General features: G+C 30.6%; 21 protein-coding genes. 19 read left to right on the top strand and 2 right to left on the bottom strand.

All coding sequences use genetic code 11. The features are described 5' to 3' along the window. Positions 1–2: 2 nt before the first annotated feature. The 16 genes from BUA92_RS23555 (at position 3) to BUA92_RS04390 (ending at position 11049) form a co-directional block, all read left to right on the top strand. The gene (locus tag BUA92_RS23555; protein WP_073017151.1) at positions 3–1919 is read left to right on the top strand and encodes an HAD-IB family phosphatase; all 1917 of its coding nucleotides are present in this window, start codon (positions 3–5) and stop codon (positions 1917–1919) included. A gap of 26 nt (positions 1920–1945) precedes the next feature. Then, entirely contained in the window at positions 1946–2101 is a 156-nt protein-coding gene (locus BUA92_RS04460; RefSeq protein ID WP_083553435.1) for a GNAT family N-acetyltransferase, read from the top strand. A 40-nt stretch (positions 2102–2141) separates the two neighbouring features. Beyond that, positions 2142–3005 (top strand): MBL fold metallo-hydrolase, encoded by an 864-nt coding sequence (locus BUA92_RS04455; protein ID WP_073017149.1) that lies wholly within the window; start codon positions 2142–2144, stop codon positions 3003–3005. A 39-nt stretch (positions 3006–3044) separates the two neighbouring features. Further along, complete coding sequence (locus BUA92_RS04450) at positions 3045–3338, top strand: homocysteine S-methyltransferase family protein (protein ID WP_073017147.1); 294 nt, start codon at positions 3045–3047, stop codon at positions 3336–3338. Positions 3339–3512: 174 nt separating this feature from the next. Next, a complete protein-coding gene (locus BUA92_RS04445) occupies positions 3513–3968 on the top strand; it encodes a GNAT family N-acetyltransferase (RefSeq protein ID WP_073017144.1) in 456 nt (151 codons plus the stop codon). Positions 3969–4062: 94 nt separating this feature from the next. After that, positions 4063–4686: a CatB-related O-acetyltransferase gene (locus BUA92_RS04440; RefSeq protein ID WP_073017142.1), complete on the top strand. Its 624-nt coding sequence runs from the start codon at positions 4063–4065 to the stop codon at positions 4684–4686. A gap of 18 nt (positions 4687–4704) precedes the next feature. Further along, a complete protein-coding gene (locus tag BUA92_RS04435) occupies positions 4705–5448 on the top strand; it encodes a peptidase MA family metallohydrolase (protein ID WP_073017140.1) in 744 nt (247 codons plus the stop codon). A gap of 70 nt (positions 5449–5518) precedes the next feature. After that, positions 5519–6028 carry a hypothetical protein gene (locus BUA92_RS04430; RefSeq protein ID WP_073017138.1) on the top strand — a complete coding sequence of 170 codons (510 nt, stop codon included), beginning with the start codon at positions 5519–5521 and terminating at the stop codon, positions 6026–6028. Between the two features lie 58 nt (positions 6029–6086). Then, positions 6087–6710: a class I SAM-dependent methyltransferase gene (locus BUA92_RS04425; RefSeq protein ID WP_073017136.1), complete on the top strand. Its 624-nt coding sequence runs from the start codon at positions 6087–6089 to the stop codon at positions 6708–6710. A 19-nt stretch (positions 6711–6729) separates the two neighbouring features. Further along, entirely contained in the window at positions 6730–7128 is a 399-nt protein-coding gene (locus BUA92_RS04420) for a GNAT family N-acetyltransferase (protein WP_073017133.1), read from the top strand. 39 nt (positions 7129–7167) lie between these two features. Beyond that, entirely contained in the window at positions 7168–7491 is a 324-nt protein-coding gene (locus tag BUA92_RS04415) for a hypothetical protein (RefSeq protein WP_073017131.1), read from the top strand. A gap of 195 nt (positions 7492–7686) precedes the next feature. Continuing rightward, entirely contained in the window at positions 7687–8175 is a 489-nt protein-coding gene (locus BUA92_RS04410; protein WP_083553403.1) for an RNA polymerase sigma factor, read from the top strand. Beyond that, positions 8172–8627: a zf-HC2 domain-containing protein gene (locus BUA92_RS04405; protein WP_073017126.1), complete on the top strand. Its 456-nt coding sequence runs from the start codon at positions 8172–8174 to the stop codon at positions 8625–8627. The genes BUA92_RS04410 and BUA92_RS04405 overlap by 4 nt, the downstream gene beginning before the upstream one ends. A 33-nt stretch (positions 8628–8660) precedes the next feature. Beyond that, positions 8661–9098, top strand: coding sequence for a GNAT family N-acetyltransferase (locus tag BUA92_RS04400; protein WP_073017124.1), 438 nt, complete (start codon positions 8661–8663; stop codon positions 9096–9098). Positions 9099–9191: 93 nt separating this feature from the next. Then, positions 9192–9674: a MarR family transcriptional regulator gene (locus tag BUA92_RS04395; RefSeq protein WP_073017123.1), complete on the top strand. Its 483-nt coding sequence runs from the start codon at positions 9192–9194 to the stop codon at positions 9672–9674. A gap of 133 nt (positions 9675–9807) precedes the next feature. Further along, positions 9808–11049 (top strand): MFS transporter, encoded by a 1242-nt coding sequence (locus tag BUA92_RS04390; protein WP_073017122.1) that lies wholly within the window; start codon positions 9808–9810, stop codon positions 11047–11049. Positions 11050–11144: 95 nt separating this feature from the next. On the opposite strand, the gene BUA92_RS23170 is transcribed toward BUA92_RS04390, so the two are convergent. Together BUA92_RS23170 and BUA92_RS04385 are read right to left on the bottom strand one after the other, a co-directional pair. Beyond that, entirely contained in the window at positions 11145–11309 is a 165-nt protein-coding gene (locus BUA92_RS23170; RefSeq protein ID WP_175550847.1) for a hypothetical protein, read from the bottom strand. A 74-nt stretch (positions 11310–11383) separates the two neighbouring features. Next, positions 11384–12109, bottom strand: a complete 726-nt coding sequence (locus BUA92_RS04385) for an alpha/beta fold hydrolase (protein ID WP_175550852.1) — start codon at positions 12107–12109, stop codon at positions 11384–11386. A 296-nt stretch (positions 12110–12405) separates the two neighbouring features. Here BUA92_RS04385 and BUA92_RS04380 point away from each other — a divergent pair, with 296 nt between their 5' ends. The 3 genes from BUA92_RS04380 (at position 12406) to BUA92_RS04370 (ending at position 15347) form a co-directional block, all read left to right on the top strand. Continuing rightward, the gene (locus BUA92_RS04380) at positions 12406–12750 is read left to right on the top strand and encodes a winged helix-turn-helix transcriptional regulator (RefSeq protein WP_073017120.1); all 345 of its coding nucleotides are present in this window, start codon (positions 12406–12408) and stop codon (positions 12748–12750) included. Between the two features lies 1 nt (position 12751). Beyond that, positions 12752–13231 (top strand): AAA family ATPase, encoded by a 480-nt coding sequence (locus BUA92_RS04375; RefSeq protein WP_073017119.1) that lies wholly within the window; start codon positions 12752–12754, stop codon positions 13229–13231. Between the two features lie 67 nt (positions 13232–13298). Next, positions 13299–15347 (top strand): HPr family phosphocarrier protein, encoded by a 2049-nt coding sequence (locus tag BUA92_RS04370; protein WP_073018001.1) that lies wholly within the window; start codon positions 13299–13301, stop codon positions 15345–15347. Positions 15348–15372 lie beyond the last annotated feature (25 nt).

The following is a 15372-nucleotide window of genomic DNA, read 5'->3' as shown; positions in this document are numbered from 1 at the left end:
AAATGGATTTAAGATTAAAGTTTAATGAAGATCCATTAAACTATGATAAGTATAGACCAACCTATAGTGAAGGATTATTTGAAGATATTATTGATTATGGGGAATTAAATAACTCTAAAAGTGCACTTGAAATAGGGATAGGAACGGGACAAGCTACATTGCCAATTTTAGAGGCAGGCTGTAGTGTTACGGCTATTGAACTTGGAGAGGATTTAGCTAGATACGTTAAAGAAAAATTTTCTTCTTTTAGGAATTTTAAAGTTCAAAATATAGGTTTTGAAGACTTTATTAGTGAGAAAGATCAATATGATCTTGTATACTCTGCAACAGCATTTCATTGGATACCAGAGGACGTAGGATTTAAGAAAGTTTATGATTTATTAAAACCTGGTGGAACAATAGCTTTGTTTTGGAATCACCCATTTGTAAATCGTGATGATGATAAAATACATAGAGAAATCAGAAAAGTGTATAGAAAGTTTAAACCATCAGATAAGGAGCCAACTGAATTTAATGAAGACGCCTGCAAAAAATATACACAAATATTAGAGAAGTACGGATTTACAGATATAAAAAGTAAGATTTACAGAAAAACAAGAAAATTAAAAGCTAGTGAATACATATCTCTTCTAGAAACTTATTCAGATCATAGACAGTGCGCTGAGGATTTAAAAAACAATTTATATAATGGAATAACAGAGGCTATAAATAAGTTTGGGGGAGAAATTAATATTTATGACACTATGGACTTGTACTTGGGGAAAAAGCCTTTAAGTGATTATGAAATTAAAAAACATAAACTTGTTTGTTTTGATTTAGATGATACATTGATTAGAGAAATACATTCTGTAATGTTACCCTGTATTTTAAATGGCATGGAAAAAGAGCATTCTTCAATACAGGAGAAAGAAGAAACTGGCAAAATTGATTATATAGAGGCAGATTATCTTAGAGCAAAATTACTTTTTGGATTAGAGGAAAGTAAAATTAAACATTCATTTCTAGAGGTTGTAAAGCCTCTAAAAAATATTAGAAATGTAATTGAATTATTACATAGCCAAGGTATTAAGTGCATTGTAATTACTGTAGGACCAAAACAAGTAGCTAAAGTTGCCTGTGATATTTGGGGATTTGATGGCTATTATGGAAGCGCGTATGAAGTCATAGATGGAAGATTCACTGGAGAGATTATAAATTATATTAAATCAGAAAATAAGGTTGAGTATTTAAAGGGTTTTTGCATGAAAAATAATATAAATCCTGAAGAATGTATTGCAGTTGGTGATGGAACAACAGATATTCCCCTGTTTAATTTCTGTAGTAAATCTATTGCAATTAATGCATCTAAGAAGGTTAAAGAACATGCAAGTTATGCAGTTGATACTGATGATTTGGTGGATATTATGAAATATATAGTAATGTTGGATGAGAAAAATATGATAGAAGAATTTGTTCCTAAAGAATTTATAGTTCCTAAAGCTCTGGAAACAGAGAGTTTTAGGCTAAGAATGTTAACGGTAGGGGATTTAGAGAAAGATTATGAAGCAGTAATGTTCAGTAGAAAGCACATTAGAGAGCTTTATTCAGAAATAGATGATGATACCTGGCCAGAAGAGAATATGAAAATTGAAGAAAATTTAGAGGATTTATATAGACATGAAAAAGAGTTTGAAAATAGAGAAACATTTGTATATACGGTAATGACTTTAGATGAAAAATTATGCTTAGGTTGTGTTTATATAAATCCAAGCGATAAACAATGTTTTGATGCAGAAGTATATCTGTGGGCCAGAGAAATTGAGATAGAGAGAGCTCTTTATAAAACAGTTGAGAAATGGATTAAAGAGAACTGGCCTTTTAGTAATGTTGCTTATCCAATTTTTCAGATAAAAGCTAGTGAGTGGAAGAAATTAAAGTAGATTAAGTAGATGAATTAAAGGGGGCAATTATATTAAAAGAAACAAATGAGCATATAGGGAAAATTGCTTATTTATTAATAGATAATAATAACCATTTTGGAGAAATTGAATACTGTTTAGGGAAAAAATTTCAAAACAAAGGCCTTGTAACAGAAATTACAAAGGCTGTTATTCAATTTTGAGGGATGAGTTTGTATCAAGGACACATGGTGAGGGATAGATATGAGAAACTTTACGGTTAAGAAATCAGAATTTAAGGAATGGGATTCAGTGTTTAAAAATTCTTCTTCAATTAGTATTGAAACATTAAAGACTGGAACAATTATTTGTAAGGTATCAGGATTGATTAATTTAAAGAATGAAGGTGCTAAACAAATAAAAGGTGGGTATGCTAAAATACCAGTACTAGCTCATATACTTAGGCATGAAAAATATGGGGATTATTTGATAGACACAGGATTTGACAGCACTTTTTCAACAAAAGCTGAAGGTAATTTTAAAGGTATTCTTAGTAAATTTTATTTTAAAAAAAGGCATTTTCAAGAAAAAGATTCAGAGGGGGTTGAAAAACAACTTGAGAAAAGATCTATAAATTTAAAGGGCGTTTTTTTAACCCACATTCATGAACATGCAGCAGGAGTACCATCATTGCCAAAAGAAATACCATATATATATGGATATGGAGAAAAAGAGGTAGGGATTTTTCTGTTAGTATACTCTGACTTTTTTGCAAACAAGATAGATATACAAAAAATAGATATTCTACATGGACAAGATATGCCTATATTGGGAAAATGCATAGATATTTTTGGAGATGGTTCTCTTTGGGCAATTTCTACTCCAGGACATACGGAAGGACACATTTCTTATCTAATTAATGGTCAAGAGTCAAAAGTTCTGATTATGGGTGATATTTGTAGCACCAAAAAAGGATTCGAAATTGGAGTTGAAACTGGAAAATATTCATCAAATATTAAGGAAGGGCGAAAAAGTTTCCTAAAATTAAAAGAGTTTGTAGATCATTATCCATACATAGAGGTTGTGTTTGGACATGAGACTGATGAATTTAAAGTGGAATACAGATAATTTAAAGGGGGCTAGGCAGTTGAGTAATGATTTTATTAGTTGCTTTTTAAATTCAAGATATATATTGATGTAGAAGTGAAATTTGATATTCCAATAATGATCTCAACACCAAGTAGAAGAGCTAATAGAGATAGAGTATTAGCTTCATGTTATGATGAAAATATCATATTAGATAATGTTAGGTTTTTAAAAGAGATAAAGAGTAAATATCCATCACAAAAAATATTCATAGGAGGATTAATGGGTTGTGTTGGAGATGCTTATAAAGGGGAAACTATCTTTGATGAAAGGTCATCAGAAGAGTTCCATTTATGGCAGACTAATCTATTTTAGGCTTACAAGCTAATGCTTCAGATTTTGAATTAGAGGAGTTAGATAGTTCTAAAGAACTGAAATCAACATCTCCTGAGGAATTAGCATCAAAAATGAGGTTATTGTATAATGAGGGATTTAAAATTTTTGGAGGATGTTGTGATAATATAATACGAAGAAAGGGGCTGATTTAATATGTTAATTATCGAACACTTAGTAGACCATGAAGAATGTTTAGATACTGTAATAGATTGGCTTTGGAAAGAATTTGGCAATGAAGATAATTATGCTTTTTGGGAAAGTATAGTAAAAAATAGTTTGAAAAAGAATCTACTACCGTTAACTTTTATTGCTCTCATGGATAATAAGCCGGTTGGAACTGTAGGATTATGGAGAAGCGATTTATTAAGCAGACAAGACCTTTGTCCATGGCTGTCTGCATTATTTGTTAAAGAGGAATATAGAAGTAAAAATATTGGACAAGAGTTACAGCTATTTTTGATTGATTATTGCAGAAAAAAGGGTTATGAAGAAATTTTTCTTTATACCGATAGTAACAATTATTATGAAAAAACTGGATGGCAGTATCTTGATGATGGTATTGAATACTCAGGTGGAAGTATAAAAATATACAATAAAAAATTAAGATAGCAATAAATAATCTTCTTACTACATGAATAAGAGTTAAAGAATAATAACTTAAAATTATATAAAAAAGAGAAATCTTAAATCTATAGGAGTTAATATGAATTGTAATAAAATTTATCCTAGAAGAAATGACAAGCAAACAATATACTTGAAGCCAACCATTACAAATTCCAACATTATGGTTGGAGAGTATACAATTTATAATGATTTTGTAAATGATCCAAGGGACTTTGAGATAAATAATGTATTATACCATTATCCTGTAAATAAGGACAGCTTAATCATAGGAAAATATTGCTCAATTGCCTGTGGTGCTAAATTCATTTTTACAGCTGGAAACCATAAGATGTCCTCATTATCAAACTATCCGTTCCCCTTATTTACTGAAGACTGGGGAATTAATGATGTTAATGTAACAGAAGCTTGGGACAACAAAGGAGACATAGTAATAGGAAATGATGTGTGGATAGGATATGAAGCTGTGATTATGCAAGGAGTTCATATAGGTGATGGTGCAGTAGTTGGTACAAGAGCTGTTATAACCAAGGATGTTCCACCATATACAATAGTAGGTGGGGTGCCATCAAAAGAAATCAAGAAGCGTTTTTCAGAAGATGTGATAGATAAGTTAATGGAATTACAATGGTGGAATTGGGATGATGAAGTTGTTCAAGGGAATTTAGAAAATATTATTAGTGGGAATATAGACAAGTTGAATTAATTGCAGGAGTGTTTTGATATGGCAAATGATATAGATTTTAACAAGATAGATAGTCAGAAAGAGAACACATTAAATTTAGTAAAAGAAACTGATAATTTTATTGTTTATTATATGGAATTTGATGAGAGGTGTATAGATAAAGTATTAGATGATCTTGAAAAAAATTATCATAGAATAACAAGTAATTTAAATCAAAAGCTTGATGATAAGTTAGTTATTGAAGTTTATTCGGATTTGAAGCTGCTCCATCTTGCTTTAGGGCTTTCTGATGCACCTAATTGGATAAGAGGGGGGCTTAGTGAGGATAAAATTATAATAGCATCACCTATGAATCCTCCACCAGGTTCAGATTTTGATAATGTATTAAAAACAGCAGTTCATGAGTTTGTACATATCATAGTTAACAAGATAAATAAAGATATACCAAGATGGCTAAATGAAGGTATTGCATGTTTTGAGGCTAAAGACAATAATGATGATTGGATTAAGGAAACTGTACAGAAGGGATTAACAAATAATAAAGTTCCAACATTTAAAGATTTAGATACCGGAGATGATTTTTCAACGTTTTTTGATCGTGATGGATATCAATATTCATATACAATAATAGAATCAATAGTTGAGGAGTTTGGATATGATAAGTTGCGTAATTTAATAAAATACCCAAATGAATTTAAATATATTTTTATGATAAATGAAAAACAACTACAAGATAAATGGATAGATTTCATCAAAAAGAATTATTTAAAGGTAGATTCATGAGGTGCATCAAGAGGCCCATCGGGGGATGATTATAAGTAGGTGATTTATATATTGGAAAGGAGGAGAACTTATGAAAAATTTTATTAAGGTTATTATACTTATACTTGGAGTATCTTTTATTATAACAGGATGCAATATAAATGAAATCAAAGATGAACCTAAATTTATTTTAAAACTTAATGTGTCTAATCTTACAGAAGAAGAGTATAAATTAGTAGGAACTAAAGAATTAGAGAATCCTAAAAAGGAGGATTTTAAAAATATTGAGTTTGCATTAGATGTAGAGCATTCAAATAAAATATCAAATAGGAATATTTCAGTACCAAGCATCAAAGAAGTTATACAAAAACAATATAAAGATAGGTATTGGTTTGGAAAAGGTTATAGTGAAGACAATAAAGGGACAAATTTCGCTTCTTATGGAGAAAAAATTGTGATTTATTCAAACGGACTTAAGGAAGATGATATTAAAGAAATATTTAAATCAGCAGAAGTAAAAATTTCTTGGGTAACACATAGTGAGGAGAGTAAGGAGAGGATATTTAATCTAGATGATATTATTGAGTTTGAACAATTGTAATGAATAGGTATATCAAGAGGTTCATCAAAACATGAGTTATATAAAAGAGGTGTAATATATGAAAACTTTAAATAAAGGAATTCTGTATGACAAGATGATTCAAGAGAAATCAGATGATGAACTTGGATTATTTGATAAGTATGAAGAAACTTTTGTAAAGATAAGAGAGAAGATTTTAAGCTATAAAGTGAAAACTATAGTTGATTTTGGTTGTGGGACAGGTAATCTATGTGGCCCATTAAGTGAAAAGTTAACTATTATTGGCATAGATAAAAATGTTGAAATGATTGAAGTTGGTAAAGGAAAATATCCTAACATGAAATTTGTTGAAAGCAGTATTTTTGATGCACCTATCATAAAGCAAAAGGCTGATATCGCAGTATCTTCATATGTGTTACATGGACTTAATGAAAAAGAACAACAACAAGTTCTTTCTAATATGTTATCAATTAGTGATAATAGTAGAGTTATCTTGATAGATTTCATGTTTGAAAATATGCACCTTAAAAAAGAGCATAAAGAAAGCTTTCTCAGAAATGATAGAGATGATTTGTGGGAGTTTATAGAAAGTAAGAAATTTTTTATAGTTGAGGATTTAAGAAAGTACATAGAGCAGATGGGCCTAATGATTTCTTTTGAACATGTAGGAAATTTTACATGGATTGCGGAGATTAATTTATGATAGCTGAAAGGAGAAAAAGATGAAAGATATAATCTTTTTAGAAAAATTACCTTCTGCAAAAGACTATAATAAGTTAAGAAAAGAAATTGGATGGAGAACTTATGATGATGAAATTGTAAGCAAGGGGATTAAAAATTCAAATTACTGTTTATGTGTTGAGTGCGAGGATGAACTTATAGGATTTGGAAGAGTAATAGGAGATGGCGCGACTGCTATCTATATACAAGATGTCATGGTATTGCCTAAATATCAAAAAGAAGGTATTGGAAAGCAAATAATGGAAAAAATAATCAAATACATTAATATAAATTATTCTGATAAGATATTTGTAGGACTTATCGCAGAAAAAGGTCTTGAGAAATTTTATGGGGAATTTGGATTCTCTCATAATGAAATGAACCATTTTTATCGTTACTAGATTATGCACTGAACTAAAAAATGATTAAGAGGTTTTATAATGAGAAAATATAAAAATATATTTACATGTGTTATATTGATTATAACAATTGGGTTTGTAACATATAATATTGATTCAAAGAGGATATCAAGAGATAAAAAGCCTATATTTGTTGTACCAACACTAGTAGCAAAAGATGGAGGAAGTACCGTATATAGAGGTCTAGGATATAAGGTTATTAGATGGAATACGATCAGTATAAGACAAGTTGATGGTAATGAAGTTCAAGGATTCATGACTGGATATGAAATTAGTACCATGTTTAACTCTCAAGATATTAATGATGGGCCTAAGAAAGATTTGAAATTTGTAATCAATGAATAGAAGTTATAGTTTTTTACGATTGTTTTGAAATGAAAGTATATGAAGAGGATCACCATGAATTAAGATAGTAGTAACCTAAATGGGTGCTGCTATTTTTTGCTTTGTAGGTTAAATTAATAATATAATAAAATTTTTATAAATCGAGTGTAATATTTTATGGCTTAATGTGACTTATTATATGAAAGGGGGATTTCAGTGAATAGTATAGAAAATTTGTATTTGGAATATAAACAAGATGTATTTAACTATTTATTAAGTCTCACTCACGATCCTGCACTTTCAGAGGATTTACTTTCAGAAACATTTGTTAAAGCCATATATTCGATTGGGGGATTTAAGGGGAATTCATCAATTAAAACTTGGTTATTTGGTATTGCGCGGAATTTGTGGTTACAAAATTTAAGAAAATATAGAGTAACTGTGGAGTATAGTGATCTTTTGGAGGTATATGTTACGGATAATATTTTTGAGAATTTTTATACAAAGCAGATATATGAAAGAGTAGATGAGCTATTGAAAACTAAGGATATACAAGTGCAAAAGATTATAAAAATGCGTGTTGAAGGTATTAGCTATTCTGAGATATCGGATAGAATAGGTATTTCAGAAAATTCAGCAAGAGTAATAGACTTTAGAACTAAAAAATGGCTTAAGGATATGTTAAAAAAGGAGGGTTTAACTTGAAGATTTCTTGTGATATTGTAGCTGATTTAGTACCTCTTGTGATGGATGGAGTTGCAAGTGAAGATACTGTTGATTTAGTTACAGAACACCTAAAAAGTTGTGAAAAATGTAGACGTGAATATGAAAACAATATTGTATTACATAAAATAGAACCTAATGATAAAAAAGTGGTATCATCAATTAAGAAAAAGTTGTTTTTTATATCATCAGCCTTGTTATTAGTAGGAGGAGTTATTGGACTTTCATTAAATAAAAATTCATCATCTAATCTTATTCCTATTATAATTAGCGTGATTACCATCCTTTTGGTAGGAACATTGATATTTAAATTTAATCTAAAAGGAGATGATAATATGAAGAAATTTTTTGTTGGAAGAGCTATTGGGACTGCTATAGTTTTTGGAATAATAGGAATTTATTTGTTAGTTAAATATTTAATACAGCTTTTTTAGTGTTATAATTATCTTTATTAAGGGGGGATTACAATGATTACTATAGAAAGAATTACTAGAAATGATGTTGAGGAGCTTTCAAAATTATATGAGGAACTTTTAGAGAAAAAAAGCAATCTAGAAGGTTTTTATAAGACTTTTGAGAAGATTAATTCAGATGAAAGCTATATTTTAGTTGGAGCTAGGGATGAAAATAATAAAATAGTTGGTACAGTCATGGGAATAATTTGTTATGAGTTAAATAGTGATTGCAGGCCCTTCATGGTTATAGAAAATATTGTTGTAAGTAGTGAATGCAAGGGACAAGGTGTTGGAAGAAAGTTAATGACTTTTATTGAAGATGAAGCAAGAAAAAGAAATTGTAGTTTAACCACACTTGTATCTGGAGGTAAAAGAAAAGAAGCTCATAAATTCTATGAGACAATGGGTTATGGAAAAGAACTAGTTAAAGGATTTAGAAAGTATTTGTAAGTAAAAGATTTCCTATTAAATTTTCAACTTGTTGAAATAAAAACGAAAATTTAATATAATATGTTTAATATATAGCATGTAGGAGGATATGTCATGGATAAAGAGGAACAGGTTCTAATGGGTCTAAGGAATTTAGTTAACAAGATGGCTTGGATTAACAAACCTAAGATGGAAAAACGTCTTGAGGGTTATAAATCTTCGGAAGTTCATTGTATTGAATACCTTGGGAAAAACACTGATTCTAATGTAACAAGACTTGCAGAATCTTTCTATATGACTACAGGTGCTATAAGTAAATTAACCAAAAAACTAATAAAAAAAGGGGTTATCGAAAGTTATAAGAAACCTGATAATAAAAAAGAAATCTATTTTAGATTAACTAAAGAGGGTCAAAAGATTTTTAATGTCCATGAAAAATTACATAAAGAATTTCAAGAGAGAGATAAAAGTGTATTTGATAAGATGTCTAAGGAACAATACGATAGTATGATTAGTTTTATGGATAGTTATAGCAGCCATTTAGATGAAGAAATGAAAAAGATAGATGAGAATAGCGAATCAGAAAAATTTGAATAATGAAAATATGCAGCCAAACTTTATTTAGGGTAGGCTGTTTTTTTATTAAGGGAATTTTGTTGACAAGGAAATAAAAAGTTGATAATATAAAATTGTTTCCTAGGAAGTAAAATAATTTTTAAAGGAGAACTAAATGTTTAAGCTTAAATCACAAAATAAACAGTACATAGAACAAAGTGTAGATAAAAATGCTTTAATATTTGGACTTATATCTGTGTTTCTTTGCGGAATAGGTTTTGGTATCATATCACCTGTTGTTCCATTTTTGGTACAACCTTATGTAGCTAATCCTGAAAATCAAGCTATAGTTGTTACGCTGTTAACCTCAGTTTATGCAGCTTGTGTATTTTTTGCTGCTCCTGGACTTGGGGCTTTGAGTGATAAATATGGACGTCGTCCAGTGCTTTTATTATGCCTTTTTGGTTCCTCAATAGGATACTTAGTTTTTGGACTTGGGGGAGCTTTATGGATATTATTTGTTGGACGAATAATAGATGGTATAACTGGAGGAACAATAAGTACTATATTTGCATACTTTGCAGATATAATTCCTCCAAAGGAGAGAACTAAATACTTTGGATGGGTGAGTGCCGTTGTAGGTGTAGGAGGTGTTATTGGACCAACTTTAGGAGGGTTACTTGCCAAGTTTGATTACGCTGTACCAATGTATTTTGGAGCAATAATAACTTTATTAAATGTTATTTATGGATACTTTTTTATGCCTGAAAGTCTTGATAAGAGTAATAGACTTAAAGATATTAGCTTTGTAAGATTAAATCCAGTTACCCAACTTACAAGTATACTTTCTATGAAAAGTTTAAAAAGACTTCTTATCTCAGCATTTTTACTTTGGATACCAAATGGATCTTTGCAGGCAGTTTTTTCACAGTTTACAATGGATACCTTTAGCTGGAAGCCAGCAGTAATAGGACTTATGTTTTCAATTATGGGTCTCCAAGATATAATTTCACAAGGCTTTATAATGCCAAAGCTTTTGAGGAAACTTGATGATAAACAGATAGCTATTCTTGGAATGGTTTCAGAGATTGTAGGTTATGGTCTTATTGCAATGTCAGCTCTACTATCATTTTATCCACTTCTTATTGTTGGAATGTTTATCTTTGCTTTTGGAGATTCAATCTTTGGACCATCATTTAATGGGATGTTATCTAAGTCAGTAGATTCTAGTGAGCAAGGAAGGATTCAAGGAGGTAGCCAATCTATTCAAGCGTTGGCTAGAATGATTGGGCCAATAATTGGAGGTCAACTTTATGTAGCGGTTGGTCATGCCTCACCAGCCTTTATGGGTATGGTTCTTATAGCCATAGCAATACCAGTTTTATATAAGAGAACAGCTGTAAAAATTATAGAGTAGATAAATTTAAACTTATAGAAAGGGGTTTCAAAACTTTGGTACAAGTTCTGAAACCCTATTTTCGCATATACTGAATAGCTCATGTATAAAACTATTTAAAAGTTCCTATTATTACCGCCTTTTTCTTCTATGTAAAGATCTAAAGCTTTAATTCCTCTGTGAGCAAGTTTTACAAATAAAATAAAACCATAAATCCATAGTCCCAGCAATCCTAAAACTAAAACAATATTAAATAAACTCCAAATAATCATCTTAGACATATGTTATCCCCCTTTTTTGTAGTTATTATATATTATATGATGGATAGGAAAATTATTCAAATATTTTGCAAAGTTTAGTTTAGCTTATCTAATATTCCTTTAATATACTTTGTAGCCTTACCTAATTCTTCATCTAAAATCATGTGTCCACTATATTTGAAATCAATAATTTCTAATTGATTTACATTTTCTTTGTATTTTAGGATATCATCATCAGTTAGATTTGATGGAATATTAGAAGCTAAATCTACACCTCTAAATAACCATACAGGGCAATTCATAGCATTTAAATCATGGTAGAATTCTTTGTAGGTTGATTCATTTTCTATGCATTTTAGCGTATGGGTAGTGATAAAATTATCTAACTTAATTCCGTTGTAGACCATGTTACTCCAGAACTTAGCGGCACCTTTCTCTAACTTAGAATGAATAGCAGGGTAATCAATTATAATAATACCTTTAGCCAGCTCTATATTTGATGATAAAAAGCCAAACATATAGGATACGCCTTTGGAAAATCCTAAAAATACAGGTTTATTAATAGGTTCGTTTTGAAGTACACATTTTATATCAGATACATGATGGTTCCAATCAAAACCCGATTTTGGTGTACTGCTACCACCTCGACCACGATAGCTAAGAGCAATACAATGTATCCCTGTAAGTCTTGATATTAAGGGGACAGCTCTAATAGCCGGTTCCCATATTCCCATAGATATAACCAAAGTAGGTTTATTATTAACTTGATTACTCACATAATATTCAATTTTATTTCCATCATTAAGTACAAATTTTTTCACCAAATTTTCTTTCATAATTAATCCTTTCATCGTAAAACCATAGTATAAAAATAATTTTGTATAAACATAGATATAAACTAATAGGAAAATTGTGTATAATAAAAACAAGCGCCTTAGTGCTGTAGTACTATCGACACAGGAGATAGTACATTAGAGTCATTTCTAAATTATTGTTGTAGAAGTCTTAAGGACTTCATTAAGTCTAATATTATAGGCTGATGATATTATTAACAAGTACGCACTTTTAAGTAATGTAGTTACCAAATGTATACTTAGAAATCATATAGGAGTAAAAAATGATATTTAAAGGAATCGAATACAATTGTTCTATGGAATTGACGCTTGATATTATAGGAGGAAAGTGGAAGCCTATTATTATTTGGCATCTTGGGAAAGAAACCATGAGATTTAATGAGCTTAAGCGAAAGTTACCAAACATCACTCATAAGATGTTATCTCAACAGCTTAAAGCCCTAGAGGAAAATAATTTAATAGTTAGAAAAGTTTATGCCGAAGTGCCGCCTAAGGTAGAATATTCTTTAACTGATCAAGGGAAAAGTTTATTGCCTCTATTGATTACTTTATGTGAATGGGCAACTGATCATGTTGCTTCAATACAGGTTGAGGAAAGTGAGCGTTAGCATGAAAATATATATAATAGGTTCCGTAGCCAGTGGAAAGACAACCCTAGCAAAGAAGCTTTCAAAAAAGCTAGATATTTCATGGTACGAGCTAGATAGTATTGTACATATGAAAACAGATGATGGAGAAGTTAGAAGAACTCCAGAGCAAATAGATGAGGGGTTTAATAGGATTTTAGCTACTGAAAAGTGGATAATTGAAGGAGTAGCTAGAAGATATTTTGATAAAGGTTTTAAGGAAGCGGACAAGATCATATTAGTTGATACACCTCCATTAAAAAGAAAATACAGAATTTTAAAAAGATGGGTCCATCAAAATATGAAACTAGAAGAATGTCAGTACAAGCCAACCATCAAAATGCTATTTTCCATGTACGGTTGGAGTAATGATTTTGATAAATCTAAAGAAAAATTGATGGACAGACTTCATGGACATGAAGATAAGCTTATGATAGTACGTGATGGAAATGTTGATATTTGATGGAACAACCAAAATGAAACAAGTAAATATAAGTCCAATTTACATTTACAGAAAGGAGTTGAAAACCTTGATAGTCAACAAAGAAATAGAAGTAAAACATGAAAAAGGACTTCATGCAAGAGTCTTAGCCATGGTAGTTTACAAAGTCAGTGAACTTCAAAAGAAATACAAGGTAGAGATTTTTATAAAATATAAAGAGAAAAAGAAGGTATCAGCAGCAAGCCTTATGCCGCTAGTTTTACTTAAGGTAAAGCAAAATGAAAAGATAATTGTAGAGGCCCAAGGTGAGGCCCCACAAGAGGCCCTAGAGGAAATATGTAGTTTTTTAGAAAGTGATTTTGATTTAGAGGACAAGAGTACAATAAATCAGGTAGACACCATTATAAATAACAACACAATGACCTTAGAGCAAGTGTTTAGCAACATTCCTAATGGAATTATTGCAACAGATGAGAACGATATAATAACTATATTTAATGAAGAAGCAGAAAGAATACTTGGCTTATCTTCAGGAGAAGTAATTGGCAAAGATGTAGACAAGGTTATATATCAAAGTAAGCTTAAGGAAATAAATAAATCTGGAAAATCAGAGCTTATGGTAAGGGAAGTTATAAATGACAGGATACTTCTCATAAATAGAACGCCCATAATGATAGACAAGATATCAAAAGGTGCATTAGCTGTCTTTAGTGATATATCAAATTTAGAAAAAGTAAAAAATGAATTAAAAACCGTTAAGGAACTTAAAGAAAGATTGCAGCTTATATTAGAAACTGTACAAGATGGAATATGTGTTATGAGTTCAGAGGGGGTCATCACCTATGTGAATAGGGCCTATCTAAGAATTTTAAGCGAGAAAGAAGAAAACATACTTAATAAAAACATCAGAGATATCTCTCCAGATGGAGTAAGAAGAAGGGTTTTAGAGACAGGAAAAAGTGTAGTAGGTGCATTAAGTTATAAGGAAAATGATGTTACTATTGTATGTAATGTTAACCCAATAATAGTTGATGGTGAGATAACAGGTGTTGTTTCTGTAATCAAAAACATCACAGAAGTTAAGAAGTTATCAGAAAAGTTAAAGAAGGCATCTGCAAAGGCTGAGTATTTAGAGGAAGAGCTATTTAGAACTAAGAAACCAGATTTGGCTTTTTCAAAATACATAGGTTACAGTGGAAAGGTACTAGATGCATTAGCTACAGCTTCAAAGGCTGCAAAAACTAATACCACAGTTTTGATAAGGGGTGAAAGTGGAACTGGTAAAGAACTTATTGCAGAAGGAATTCATTATGGAAGTAAAAATGCTAAAGGGCCTTTTGTAAGAGTTAACTGCGCTGCAATTCCTCAGAATCTTTTAGAAAGTGAACTTTTTGGACATGAAAAAGGGTCCTTCACTGGTGCCATCAAAAGAAAGCTTGGAAAGTTTGAACTAGCCCAAAATGGAACCATATTTTTAGATGAAATTGGAGAAATGGATAAGAGCATGCAGGCAAAGATTCTAAGAGTAATTCAAGAAAAAGAGTTCCAAAGAGTTGGTGGAGAAGAAACCATCAAGGTTAATGTAAGAATAATAGGTGCAACCCATAGAAACTTAGAAGAAATGGTAAGGACAATGGAATTTAGAGAAGACTTATATTATAGACTTAATGTTATACCTATCTTTTTACCTCCACTTAGAGAAAGAAGACAAGACATAGCACCATTACTTGAGCATTTTATTAATAAGATAAGTAAGAACATAGGCAAAAATATAAGTTTAGTCAAAAATGATGCCATGGAGGCCCTTCTTAATTATTCTTGGCCAGGAAATGTAAGAGAGTTAGAGAACTTAGTTGAAAGATTAGTTGCTTTAAATGAAAATCAGGTGATAGACCTTGATGATTTACCTTCTTACATGAGACAAGAGAGGCCCATGAAACATGAAAAGGCCCATGTAACATCAATAATTGAAGATGATATACTTCCTTTAAAAGAATATGAAAAAATCATAATTGAAAAAGCTCTAAAAAGGTATGGAAGTTACAATGCAGCAGGAAAAGTATTAGGATTAACTCACAAAACAGTAGCTGCTAAAGCAAGACAATATGGAATAGAAAAAAAGATAAGTTGGGAATAAGTATCAGGGTAAAAAGGAACAAGTT

It is taken from the genome of Clostridium intestinale DSM 6191 (assembly GCF_900130055.1).
Classification (GTDB): Bacteria; Bacillota; Clostridia; order Clostridiales; family Clostridiaceae; genus Clostridium_T; species Clostridium_T intestinale.
The sequence above is the reverse complement of the archived record's forward strand: the minus strand, read 5'-3'. Positions and strand labels throughout refer to the sequence as shown.

Excerpts from the sequence above, each read along its gene's own strand:
- BUA92_RS04420 (WP_073017133.1), top strand. The coding sequence starts at position 6,730 with ATGAAAGATATAATCTTTTTAGAAAAATTACCTTCTGCAAAAGACTAT.
- BUA92_RS23170 (WP_175550847.1), bottom strand. The coding sequence starts at position 11,309 with ATGTCTAAGATGATTATTTGGAGTTTATTTAATATTGTTTTAGTTTTA.
- BUA92_RS04415 (WP_073017131.1), top strand. The coding sequence starts at position 7,168 with ATGAGAAAATATAAAAATATATTTACATGTGTTATATTGATTATAACA.
- BUA92_RS04435 (WP_073017140.1), top strand. The coding sequence starts at position 4,705 with ATGGCAAATGATATAGATTTTAACAAGATAGATAGTCAGAAAGAGAAC.
- BUA92_RS04380 (WP_073017120.1), top strand. The coding sequence starts at position 12,406 with ATGATATTTAAAGGAATCGAATACAATTGTTCTATGGAATTGACGCTT.
- BUA92_RS04395 (WP_073017123.1), top strand. The coding sequence starts at position 9,192 with ATGGATAAAGAGGAACAGGTTCTAATGGGTCTAAGGAATTTAGTTAAC.
- BUA92_RS04375 (WP_073017119.1), top strand. The coding sequence starts at position 12,752 with ATGAAAATATATATAATAGGTTCCGTAGCCAGTGGAAAGACAACCCTA.
- BUA92_RS04390 (WP_073017122.1), top strand. The coding sequence starts at position 9,808 with ATGTTTAAGCTTAAATCACAAAATAAACAGTACATAGAACAAAGTGTA.
- BUA92_RS04400 (WP_073017124.1), top strand. The coding sequence starts at position 8,661 with ATGATTACTATAGAAAGAATTACTAGAAATGATGTTGAGGAGCTTTCA.
- BUA92_RS04455 (WP_073017149.1), top strand. The coding sequence starts at position 2,142 with ATGAGAAACTTTACGGTTAAGAAATCAGAATTTAAGGAATGGGATTCA.
- BUA92_RS04425 (WP_073017136.1), top strand. The coding sequence starts at position 6,087 with ATGAAAACTTTAAATAAAGGAATTCTGTATGACAAGATGATTCAAGAG.
- BUA92_RS04440 (WP_073017142.1), top strand. The coding sequence starts at position 4,063 with ATGAATTGTAATAAAATTTATCCTAGAAGAAATGACAAGCAAACAATA.
- BUA92_RS04430 (WP_073017138.1), top strand. The coding sequence starts at position 5,519 with ATGAAAAATTTTATTAAGGTTATTATACTTATACTTGGAGTATCTTTT.
- BUA92_RS04445 (WP_073017144.1), top strand. The coding sequence starts at position 3,513 with ATGTTAATTATCGAACACTTAGTAGACCATGAAGAATGTTTAGATACT.
- BUA92_RS23555 (WP_073017151.1), top strand. The coding sequence starts at position 3 with ATGGATTTAAGATTAAAGTTTAATGAAGATCCATTAAACTATGATAAG.